The organism is Cognaticolwellia aestuarii (genome assembly GCF_002000025.1).
Classification (GTDB): domain Bacteria; phylum Pseudomonadota; class Gammaproteobacteria; order Enterobacterales; family Alteromonadaceae; genus Cognaticolwellia; species Cognaticolwellia aestuarii.
The window spans coordinates 60118-72172 of sequence record NZ_MUZV01000002.1; the positions used below are offsets into that span (position 1 = coordinate 60118).

9 protein-coding genes are annotated in these 12055 nt (G+C 39.3%); 2 read left to right on the forward strand and 7 right to left on the reverse strand.

Going from position 1 to position 12055, the window contains the following annotated elements:
• Positions 1-161: 161 nt before the first annotated feature.
• The 6 genes from B0169_RS03545 to dnaK all read right to left on the reverse strand — a co-directional run bounded on the left by B0169_RS03545 (position 162) and on the right by dnaK (position 9138).
• Entirely contained in the window at positions 162-866 is a 705-nt protein-coding gene (locus B0169_RS03545) for a TorF family putative porin (protein ID WP_077284874.1), read from the reverse strand.
• 19 nt (positions 867-885) lie between these two features.
• Entirely contained in the window at positions 886-2103 is a 1218-nt protein-coding gene (locus B0169_RS03550; protein ID WP_077284595.1) for a BCCT family transporter, read from the reverse strand.
• Between the two features lie 275 nt (positions 2104-2378).
• Positions 2379-4064 carry a choline dehydrogenase gene (gene betA / locus B0169_RS03555; RefSeq protein ID WP_077284596.1) on the reverse strand — a complete coding sequence of 562 codons (1686 nt, stop codon included), beginning with the start codon at positions 4062-4064 and terminating at the stop codon, positions 2379-2381.
• Between the two features lie 70 nt (positions 4065-4134).
• On the reverse strand, positions 4135-5598 hold the full coding sequence (gene betB, locus B0169_RS03560) for a betaine-aldehyde dehydrogenase (RefSeq protein WP_077284597.1): 1464 nt from the start codon (positions 5596-5598) through the stop codon (positions 4135-4137).
• Positions 5599-5616: 18 nt separating this feature from the next.
• Positions 5617-6207: a transcriptional regulator BetI gene (betI, locus tag B0169_RS03565; RefSeq protein ID WP_077284598.1), complete on the reverse strand. Its 591-nt coding sequence runs from the start codon at positions 6205-6207 to the stop codon at positions 5617-5619.
• A 1047-nt stretch (positions 6208-7254) separates the two neighbouring features.
• The gene (gene dnaK, locus B0169_RS03570) at positions 7255-9138 is read right to left on the reverse strand and encodes a molecular chaperone DnaK (RefSeq protein ID WP_077284599.1); all 1884 of its coding nucleotides are present in this window, start codon (positions 9136-9138) and stop codon (positions 7255-7257) included.
• Positions 9139-9484: 346 nt separating this feature from the next.
• On the opposite strand from dnaK, the gene B0169_RS03575 reads away from it, so the two are divergent.
• Positions 9485-10258, forward strand: a complete 774-nt coding sequence (locus B0169_RS03575) for a Crp/Fnr family transcriptional regulator (RefSeq protein ID WP_077284875.1) — start codon at positions 9485-9487, stop codon at positions 10256-10258.
• 128 nt (positions 10259-10386) lie between these two features.
• Here the strand turns inward: B0169_RS03575 and B0169_RS03580 are convergent, their stop codons facing one another.
• On the reverse strand, positions 10387-11334 hold the full coding sequence (locus tag B0169_RS03580) for a DnaJ C-terminal domain-containing protein (protein ID WP_077284600.1): 948 nt from the start codon (positions 11332-11334) through the stop codon (positions 10387-10389).
• A 359-nt stretch (positions 11335-11693) separates the two neighbouring features.
• Between B0169_RS03580 and B0169_RS03585 the strand changes: the two genes are divergently transcribed.
• The gene (locus B0169_RS03585; protein ID WP_077284601.1) at positions 11694-11969 is read left to right on the forward strand and encodes a GNAT family N-acetyltransferase; all 276 of its coding nucleotides are present in this window, start codon (positions 11694-11696) and stop codon (positions 11967-11969) included.
• The last annotated feature ends 86 nt before the right edge of the window (positions 11970-12055 follow it).

Sequence of the window (12055 nt, forward strand, 5' to 3'; positions counted from 1 at the left end):
AGTGTTAGCCGGCATTTAACAATAATTTAATGATAAAAAAGCTCTTACACCTGTGATGTAAGAGCTTTTGCAAGCATCATGATTAAAAAATCGATAACTGCTTTATTTTTTGATTTAACTTAACTCAACTAATCTTAGCCCAAATTAATGTGGTCGGGGTGCTATAAATCAAAAGTACGTGAAACAGAGAACACAATCCGTGCGTCAGCCGTATCAATATTCATACTGGTGTCTTCAACAGCTAAGTTCAGATCAAAGCCTTCGTAACTTGTCATATACTCAAGACGTACATGGTTGTATGCATCTCGCTCATTCCATGCCCACTTGTTTTCATCGTTTGAGGTTGAGCGGTCAAAACTGGCTTTAATGCTATGACCTGGTGCAACTTCAATAGTATGAGCAACCATGGCAATGTAGTGACCGACATCAAGACCAAAGTAGTCCCAGCTATACCAAAAGTTTAATTCTGTATCACCCGCTGACGAGTTATATGCAAACTTGGCGTAGGCTTCAGGATAATTATAACTATCAGAGGCTGAATCACCGTGGTACGTGTAATAAGCGATACCAGCGTCAAGACCAATTTTTTCATTTAATTGAAAGTACTTACCCACATAAGCATCCCACTCGAGGTTGGTATCTTCACCGCTACCAAAATCAACATTTGATGCCCAAGTACCAACATAAAAGCCGTCCGCGCCAGCGTAATCTAAACTGGCTTGCAACGCAGGATCATTTCCTGTTTGGCTAACACCATTGAAAGTGTAGTCAGAGGCAAGCTTAATCGTAGTCGATAAATCAGCAAAAGCACCTGAAGATACGGTTAATAAACAACTTGTTGCTAAGGCAATAATACTTTTTTTCATTACTTTCATACTCATTTAATTAAGTTATATGTTCTATTTTTGTAAAATCTATTTTGTTTTCTTTTGGTGAGCTCTCTATTGATGCCACTTCTTTAAACTTGGTTAATAAAATATAACCAAAACATGTAAAGAATAAGCCAATAACGACTGCACCCACCCATTGAATTTGTAGGAAGTCTAGTTTAAATAGCAAGGTAAGCAAGCTCAACGCAGCAAGGTTACCTAAAAAGTATTTAATTTTTCCTATGCGGGCAACACCAACATTCAAGTTATCGGTATATAAACGAATAAGTGAGTCGAGCGAGTTAATCACGAAAGTGATACCGACAACCGCCATGGCAAGGTTATAGAAACCAGCAGTTTCTAAGCCATTTAAATTGTAGTAGTACAAGACACTAAACCAGATTGCGATTGGGATAGAAGGAAACACCATCATAGCAACCAGTACTTGATAAGTTCGTAAACCACCAACAAAACGTGCAGTAAATTGGCCGATCATAATACTCCATGCAAACCACCAATAAAGGTAGAATTCATGATAATCATTCATTGGTAAAACAAATTCATGAATATTGCCAAAATAGCCGCCAAGCAGGGCGAAGGTATTAGCAAACTCGCCAAGGCCTGAGTTTTCACCCATAAAAGCACCACCCCACATCAGGGCAATTAAGGCGATAAATAGCCATGTGGTGGCTAAGCTTAAAATACGGACATAACGGATATTGGTACTTGAATATACTGCAACAGCAATAACCAGCAAGACGATTAAGTAAAAGCTACCAATGATTGATTCGCCGTCGCCAAGCTCGGGTAAATACCAAGGCAGGTTAGACAGCAATAAATAGGCTGTAAAGGCACAGGTACCAATGATCACTATGTTATTGATGAGCTTGACCAGTGGTAGCTCAAAAAAGCGTACGCGTGGTTCGATAACACAAAAATAAAAACAAGTGAGGAAGTAAAAACTCCAAATCAAGAACGCCCAAAAACCGAATTCAATCGCTAAGGGGTTAGTGAAGCCGTATTCAGGGCTAGTAGCTAAATCACCATAACCGGCAAACTCGGTTAATGGAAACATGATCAGCCCCACATCCAAGCCTGAGGTAAACAAAATGGCGATAAAGGTGAAGGTTTTTACAGGGGTGACACCAACACAGCGTACGTTTCCCCAACGATATAAAATAAATGCAATAGTAGCAAAGGTAAATAAAATACCGGCAGATAACCAAGCTGTCATGATTTTCTCCCTGTTGTAAGTTCGATCAATATAAAGATAACTAACTCCTCTTCTTTTTTTATAGTTAGAGTATTCAGTAACACCTAATAAATCAGTTTTAAATTAGGCTTCAAATGTTAATTGTCGCCGTCATACTGTCGTTTTTATAAAACGAGATGACGGCGATAATTAAGCTCTGAAAGATTACTCGCGATTAATATACCAATGAAAATTCAAGTTGCAGCTTCAGCTGAATCCAACATCTTGATGCGACATAAGTACAAAATATTTTAAACTTAGTTTGTTGTTCTTTTTGGCAATGCTGAACGTTGTTGCTGCTGCCAGTTTGGATCTATGGTGACTGATGCCTCTGAGGCACTAAGTAACTTACGACCACGAATAATATCGGCTGCACGTTCTGCAACCATAATGGTTGGTGCATTCAAATTACCATTTGGAATGGTGGGGAAAATTGATGAATCAACCACGCGTAAACTTTCAATACCATGTACACGAGTTTCTGGGTCAACCACAGCCAGTTCATCAGTGCCCATTTTACATGAGCATGACGGATGATAGGCGCTTTCAACAAATTCACGAACAAAGCTGTCTATTTCTTCATCGCTTTGAATATGGGTGCCGGGTTGAATTTCTTCACCGCGATATTCATCAAGTGCTTGTTGGTTAATTATTTCTCGGGTTAAGCGCACACATGCGCGAAAGCCTTCGCGGTCATCTTCATGTTCAAGGTAATTAAATAAAATTTCTGGATGTGCTTTTGGATCTGCACAAAGCGCTTTAATATGGCCACGGCTTTTAGGCTTGTTATGACCAATATGTACTTGAAAGCCATGACCAGCAAAAGCTTCTTTACCGTCGTAACGCATAGCTGCAGGTAAAAAATGATATTGTAAATCAGGCCATTCAACACTCGCTTTTGAGCGGATAAAACCACAAGATTCAAAGTGGTTGGTTGATCCTAGTCCTTGCTTACTTAAGATCCAACGCACGCCTATTTTTAGTTTGCTAAACCAGTCTAACTTGCCATTTAAAGAGATAGGCTTTTTACATTTAAATTGAAAGTAAAACTCAAGGTGGTCTTGTAGGTTTTGTCCTACACCAGGTAAATCATGCTTTACTTCAATATTAGCGGCATTAAGTACTGCTTTAGGGCCTATGCCTGATAACTGTAAAATGTGTGGAGAGCCAACAGAGCCCGCCGATAAAATAACTTCTTTATTTGCTTTTACATCAAATGTTTGTCCCTTGCGCTCATATCTAACACCAACGGCCTTCTTACCTTCAAGCAGAACTTTGTGTACTAATGCATGGGTTATCACGGTTAAATTGTTACGCGTCATAGCAGGGCGTAAGTAGGCATTGGCTGTTGAACTGCGTACGCCATTCTTAACGGTCATGTGCATTGGACCAAAGCCTTCTTGCTGTTCGCCATTGTAGTCCTTAGTGGCAAAATAACCGGCTTCAACACCAGCATTTACGAAAGCTTTGTAAAGTGGGTTTTGCATTTGATTACCGTTGTTGACACCTAAAGGGCCATTTTTGCCGCGATAATCATCCGCATTAAATGCCCAATCTTCTGATTTTTTGAAATAGGGTAAACAGTGAGCATAATCCCAGTTTTGAGCGCCATGCTGTTGCCATTCATCAAAGTCTTTTGCATGACCTCGTACATAAACCATACCGTTAATTGATGAGGAACCGCCTAACACCTTACCCCGTGGGCAATGCATACGGCGATTATTAAGAAATGGCTCAGGTTGGGTTTCAAATTGCCAAGCGTATTTTTTGGTATTCATCGGAATAGATAAGGCAGTGGGCATTTGAATAAAAATGCTTTTATCACTGCCTCCGGTTTCGATCAGTAAAATATTGTTATTACTGTCTTCACTCAGACGGTTTGCTAATACACAGCCCGCAGAGCCAGCACCAACAATAATATAATCAAATTTTTCGCTTTTCATTTAAAACCCATTTCAATAATTTAGTACGTTTACCACTTTACGGCTTTGCTTTGGACACTAATTTATGTCCTTAAAAAGGGCTGTCGAGCTTCTGCAACCCAACATATACCGCTTTAATTTGTGTATAGTGATTCAATGTTGATAGACCATTTTCGCGACCAATACCTGACTGTTTGTAACCACCAACAGGCATTTCTGCCGGCGATACACCGTAGCTGTTAATCCAACAAATACCGGCTTGTATTTGATGAACAACACGGTGAGCACGGGTAATATCTTGGGTAAATACACCGGCTGCTAGCCCTAGCTCTGTATTGTTAGCGCGGCGGATCACTTCGTCTTCATCTTCAAAAGTGAGTACGCTCATCACAGGACCAAAAATTTCTTCACGGCAAATGGTCATTTCATCATGGCAATCGCCAAAAATAGTGGGCGTGGTAAAGTAGCCGTCAGGTGCATTCTCTGGTTGAATTGCTTTGCCGCCATGGAGCAGGGTTGCACCTTCTTTAATGCCAATATCAATGTAGCTTTGTACAAGTTGCTGATGCTTTGCTGAGATAAGTGCACCGAAATTAGTTTTAGGATCCATAGGATCACCAATAATAATATTGTTGCGTGTGCGCTCGACAAGTTTTTTGATAAAAGCAGGGTAAAGTGATTTTTGTACGAATACACGTGTACCATTAGTACATACTTCACCTTGAGTATAAAAATTACCTAACATAGCACCTGAAACGGCATTATCGAGGTCTGCATCATCAAAAATAATCAGTGGCGATTTACCGCCAAGCTCCATGGTGACATCTTTTAATGAACTTGCCGCTGCCGCCATGACTTTTTTGCCAGTACCCACCTCACCAGTAAATGAAATTTTAGCAATTTCAGGGTGATGCGTTAACCAAGCGCCAACCTCTCCAGCACCTTGAACGACATTAAATACCCCATCGGGTAAACCTGCTTCAGTAAATATTTCAGCAAGCTTTAATGCGCCTAAAGGGGTTTCTTCAGAAGGTTTGAAAATCATTACGTTACCGCAAGCCAATGCTGGTGCTGCTTTCCAACAAGCAATTTGTAATGGATAGTTCCAAGCGCCAATACCAGCGCAAATGCCCAGGGGTTCACGACGGGTATAATAAAAATCACCATCAACGCTTTGTTGGTTTCCTTCAATGCTAGGTGCTAAGCCAGCAAAAAATTCAATAGAATCCGCACCAGATAACACATCTACCACAGAGGCTTCTTGCCATGGTTTACCGGTATCGAGTACTTCAATTTTTGCCAGCTCATCATTGCGTTCACGTAATAACGCAACGGCTTTCAGCAAAATTCGGCTACGCTCCATTGCGCTCATTGCTGACCAAGTTGCAAAACCAAGCTTTGCGCTTGCTATCGCCTTAGCTTGTACTTGTTCATCAGCAACTTCAACTTGGTAAATAACTTTACCGTTTGCTGGATTGATAACATCAAAAGTCTCACCGCTGGTGTTTGCCATATAAGCACCATCGACATAATTTTTATAACGTATTAATGACAAGTAATATCTCCACTTTCGTTAATTTAATGAGTTAATTTGCTCGTCTATAAAGCTTTTACATAATTGTTCAGCTTGCTTGAATTCGGCTTCTGGCTTGGTGCTTAATGCACAGCGTAGCCAAAAACCGTCGATCATGGCTGCCGTTTGTTTAGCTGCTACTTGTGCAGCATCATCGGCTAATAGCTGACGAAATGAAAAGAGTAGGTTGCTGTATAGTCGCTTGCTGTTGATATTTTGTAATCTTCTTAGCTTAGGATCATGCATTGACTCTGTCCAAAAGCTTAGCCATGTTTTAATGGCCGGTGTCGAGCGTTGAAAGGGCGTAAAATTAGCCGCTATAATTATTTTTAAGCGCTCGTTCGCATCAATAGGTTTGGCAGAAATCTGAGCAAGTAGTGCTAATCTTAGTTGCTCTAATAGGTGCATAATAGTGGCTTCAATAAGCCCTTGCTTACCACCAAAATAATGACTAATGATCCCCGAGGACAAGCCAGCAATACGGCTAATGGTAACAATGGTTGTGCTTTGTAAACCGAACTCACCAATAGATTCTAAAGTGGCATCGATTAACTGTTGTTTACGTACGGGTTTCATTCCAACTTTCGGCATAAAGAGCTTTTCTTTTTTATTAATTGAACGTTCAATTAGTTTCTATTCTAATGGTTTTTACACTAATGATCAATTCAACGATTAAATGTACTCAAGGAGGTTATAGCCGAGTAATCATGAATAAAGTCAATAAATCAAAACCTTAAGTAGCTTTAGTAACGAAAATATTAGTGGTGAATTTACATCTAAAGGTTAGAGTTCGAAGGATAAGTGATAAAGGTAAAGCTAACTTAAGCACTGAGGGCTCATTCGAGTAATGTTTGATAGTAAAAGTTATAGGCTAATTAAGTGATTATTTATCTTGTTCACTGTTGTTTTTTTGGATATAAAATAAACCCTAATAGCGCAAAGAAACCCTAGCTTTATCACGCTAAGGCTTGAAAAAGACCAAGCTGCTAACGAGTACTTCATTAGTAGCCAATAGGCGCAGAATTGATCATTAAGGTACTGTTAATTTTAAGATGGAGATCAGCTTTATCATTTGGTGAATATGACTCGTATCACTAAAGAAATTCGCCAAAGGCAGCAAATGTTATGGCAACAGGTTATTAGCGTATTCAGTCACTAAACTCGTTATTCTCTTGTCCCAATTCGCTCGTTAATTCAAATCCTGGTAGTAACACTAAAGATTTTATTCGAGTTATCGATAATGGTATGAGTATTAGCAAACTAGACAACTTAATTGTCGATTTTTACAGCACCAGAGAGAAAAAGTTAGGTAATTGGCTTAGCTTTTTGTTGAAATATTATTGAACAACATGACGGCAGCTTAAGTTTGTACATAGAGCCGATAAACAAGGGGCAGAGGCAGTAATTGAACTTTCTAGTGATTATTCATTTTATAAAATGAACGGATTAATTTGTTAACAACAAGCAACTTTGTGGTGCCTTAATTAGCAAACGACTCTGTACGTTTCTTTTTAAAGGTGTCTGCTAGTGTTGTTTTAGTGAATGCCATAGAGCATGTTGGGCATTTAAATACTAATTAGCCAGTACGAGTTTAACAGGTACTGGCTAATTCCTAATGCTAATGCTAATGCTAATTGCTTAGCCGTTACTTACATCTTCAAAGTCAGCATCGATAACGTCATCGTTATTTACTTCGTCGTTAGCTGCACTGGTTTGTTGTGGTGCTTGCTGTGCTTGCATAACTTTACTGTAAGCCTCTTGTAATGCGGTTTGTCGCATTTCAATGGCGGCTTTATCATTACCATTAACAGCCATTTTAAGTTGCTCGATTAAGCTACTAAGTTCAGTTTTTTGTTCATCGGTAAAACTCTCCATTGCCGTTTGTACCGTATGAATCAATTGGTCCGCTTGGTTACGTTGCTCAACCAACTCACGCTTTTGTTTATCTTCATTAGCGTGTAGTTCTGCATCGTTGACCATGCGATTAACTTCATCTTCGCTTAAACCGCTTGAAGCCGAAATGGTAATACTTTGCTCTTTGCCTGTGGCTTTGTCTTTCGCTGAAACATTTAAAATACCATCTGCATCGATGTCAAAAGTGACCTCTACTTGTACTGAGCCTCGAGGGCCTTGAGCAATGTCAGTTAAGTTAAATTGTCCTAACGACTTATTATCCGTTGCCATTTCACGTTGGCCTTGCAGCACATGTACCGTAACTGCTGCTTGATTGTCTTCTGCCGTTGAGAACACTTCAGATGCTCGTGTTGGTATGGTGGTATTTTTTTCAATAAGCTTAGTCATTACACCGCCTAAGGTTTCAATACCTAGTGACAATGGTGTTACATCAAGTAACAGTACATCACCTACTGTGCCAGACAATACACCCGCTTGAATAGCTGCTCCCATGGCAACGGCTTCATCAGGGTTCACATCTTTACGCGGTTCTTTACCAAAAAAGGCTTTTACAGCGTCTTGTACCTTTGGCATACGTGTTTGACCACCCACCAAAATAACTTCGCTGATATCACTTTTGCTTAAACCGGCATCTTTTAACGCTTGTTCACATGGCGCTAGGGTACTTTTAACTAAATCATCGACTAACGATTCTAATTTAGCGCGAGTTACCTGCACGTTTAAATGCTTCGGGCCACTGGCGTCCGCTGTTACATACGGCAAGTTAACGTCAGTTTGTAGTGCTGATGATAGCTCTATTTTCGCTTTTTCAGCAGCTTCTTTAATACGCTGTAAAGCTAATGGGTCTTGCTTAACATCAATGCCACTGTCTTTTTTGAATTCATCAGCAAGGTAATTAATCAGACGTAAATCAAAATCTTCACCGCCTAAAAAGGTATCACCATTGGTGGCTAATACTTCAAATTGTTTCTCACCATCAACGTTAGCTATTTCAATAATTGAGACATCAAAAGTACCACCACCTAAATCGTAAACGGCAACTTTCTGATCTGCTTTACTGCTCTTATCAACACCGTAAGCAAGTGCTGCAGCAGTTGGCTCGTTAATGATTCGTTTAACGTTAAGGCCGGCAATTTTACCTGCATCTTTCGTCGCTTGGCGTTGTGAGTCGTTAAAGTAAGCCGGTACGGTAATAACCGCTTCTGTCACTGTTTCACCTAAGTAAGCTTGGGCATCTTTTTTCAGTTTACGTAACAGCTGTGCTGATACTTCTTGTGGTGATAATTTTTTGCCATTGACTTGCACCCAGGCATCGCCGTTGTCTGCTTTAACAATTTTATAAGGTGCTAGCTTGATGTCTTTTTGCACTTCTTTGTCATCAAATTTACGGCCAATTAGACGCTTAATAGCGAATAAGGTGTTTTCGGAGTTGGTGACCGATTGTCTTTTTGCTGGTTGTCCGGCTAATGTTTCACTGTTTGCATACGCAACAACAGAAGGGGTTGTACGGCTACCTTCAGCATTTTCAATAATTTTTGCTACGCCACCTTCCATTACCGATACACATGAGTTTGTTGTGCCTAAATCAATACCAATAGTCTTAGTCATAATATTTACCTGCTTCTTTTAATTAACTTCATAAAATAGGTCTGATGCTTTAAGGCTATTACCCAGTAAGCAGTTTGACCGTATAAACAGCCTTTGCTGTTTGGTTAGTGGAGCTATAGTACGCAAGGTAAGGAAATGCTTCTGTCACAAATATGACAGTAAAGATAAAAATTATATTTATTTTTGTATTCGTTTTTTTTAAATTAATAAATCAATGGGTTACTGATTGTTTTGACAGTGCAATATAACGAGAAAGTTGTTTAGCTTTTGCTATATGGCGGCAACTAGGTAGAATAAATTACTCGCTTACCTTAACGCTCAAGTTTTGTTAACTATGAATTTAACTATGAACAAAAATGTTAGTCATTTACCACAACAAGCTAATCCGGTATTAGTTAAACAAGCTAATATTTTTGCCGATTTACCGAGCAAGCTTATCGAAGATTTTCAGCAAGAGTTTCAGCTTGATGTATGGCGTAAGGGCGATTATGTTAATTCCGATATTCTCATGCAGCGTTTTTTTGTTGTCATTGATGGTCAGTTAGAAATAAAGCAAAGTAACCCAGATACCGGTAGGGAAGTGACACTCGATATGCTTTATGCTGGTGATTGTTTTGATTTGATGGTGCTATTGGATAACCAACCCCATAATGTGATTATTTCACCGTTAACTTCAGTCAAGTTACTCTCGGTTAAGCTTGATACTATGCGTCATTGGTTATGGACTTACCCTGAATTTAATCAGCAGTTTATGCCTTACTTAGCACAAAAAATGCGTGAAAAAGAACAGCAAGCTAGTAACCTTATTTTACATGATGTACCTACGCGATTAAGCCGTATAATTTTAAATCATATCAATAAAATTAAGTTTTATACTGGTAGTAAAGCCCAAGAGCATCAACACCATTTGGTTAATGGCTTCAATGATGACACCTTAGCGCGTATGACAGGCTCGGTAAGACAGGTGATTAATAAGCAGTTACAGCTATGGAAAAAAGCTGGCACGCTTGATAAAAAGCGTAACCAGCTTATTGTTAAAGATTTAGAGGCATTAGAGGCAGAGGCGAAATTTACTGAAAAGTTACCTAATGCGCCTTTATTACCAACCAAGAAAAGGTAGCTGTTAGTTTCGAACTGTCAGCTTTAAGTCATCAGCTTTAAGCTGTCAGTTTTAAGTAAAAGCCAAGCCAAGCGTTTACCATCAAACTCAGATGAATCTTCAGTTACTGGTGACTGATAGCTGACAGCTTAACACTTTCTTTTCCCTTCAATTTCTTTTAGTTGTTGATACAGTGCTTGCTCTTCTTCCGTTAAGCTTTTTGGCAAAGTAATTTTTAATTTTACAAAAAAGTCACCCGCAACCTTACCAGGTAAGCCTCGGCCTTTTAAACGCATTTTACTGCCGCTACTGGTAAATTTAGGCAAGGTTAAATCTATTATGCCTGTTGGTGTTGGTAGCTTTATTTTATCACCTAAAGCTGCTTGCCATGGGCTAATGGCAAGTTCGGTGGTAACATCTGCGCCTTCAACACTATATAAAGGAGTGGGGTTAAAGCCAACCTCGATATATAAGTCACCATTAGGTCCACCAGCAAAGCCCGCTTCACCTTGCTTTTGTAAGCGAATTTTTTGACCGGCTTTAATACCCTTAGGAATATTAATTTTTAAGGTGCGCTCTTTTGTTTGCATATGTCCTTGCGAACCAGCAACCTGCTCACGCAGGGTAATATTTCGCGTTGCTCCGGTGTAGGAGTCTTGCAAATCAATCATGATCTTTGTTTGGCTATCTTTTCCTTTAGCCTGTCGACGACTGGAATGGTGAGCGCCTGTTGTATGTTGGTTTCCACCAAAGCCGCTACCGAATAAGGATTCAAAAAAATCACTAAAATCACCTTGCCCGGCACTGTTGAAGCTACCACTACCTTGATGAAATTGCTCTTGCCAATTTGGTGGTGGTGTAAAACCTGATTGTCCACCTTGCCAGTTACTGCCAAGTTGGTCGTAGGCTGCGCGTTTTTCTTTGTCACGTAGCACTTCATAAGCTTCATTGATGTCTTTAAAGCGGCTTTCGGCATCTTTTTCTTTACTAACATCAGGGTGATACTTGCGCGCTAACTTTCGATATGATTTTTTAATGTCATCTTGAGACGCGGTTTTATCAACGTCCATAATTTTATAGTAATCTTTGTAATTCACAGTAACCTCCTGTGTAAATAAATTTGCAGTTGACGATTATGACTGCTTTGGCAAATATGGCTTGAAGTAAAAAATTCAACTTTATAGCTAAATAACGTCAGTGCCGCGTAAACTACTGTAGCCAAGAATGCTTTTTAAACGTCTGAATTCTAATATTGCGCCTTTATTTAAGTCACTTAGCTAATGGTTTTATAAATCAATAGCTTGTAAAGTAACCTAGCTTGAGTCGAGGTTAAATAGTCTACATTAATGGTGCTAGTATAAAATAAACAAAAATACATAAATGTCAGTTATGTGACACATGTATGAAAATATGCGATGTTTAACTGTAATAATATTAACTCGATTAAAGAGAAGCTATGTCATATAAACTGATCCATAATGCAGCTGAGTCTAACTATGAATACCATATTGATGGCCATATAGCTTACATTACTTATGATGAACAAAATGGCAATATGCATTTAACTCACACGATAGTTCCTGAAGCATTGGCAGGTAAGGGGCTTGCAAAAACATTGTTAGAAGACGTACTTCAACAAATAAAGAAAGATCATAAAAAAGCCGTGGCACAGTGTTCGTATGTTGTGAAATATTTGGAAAAAAATCCTCAAGCAAGTGAGTTTTTTGTTTAACTTGGACAGCGATAATAGCGGCCTGAATAACTGAAAACTCGCTATTATTGCGTACCATTTAGCGCGAAATGATACGCAATAATAGC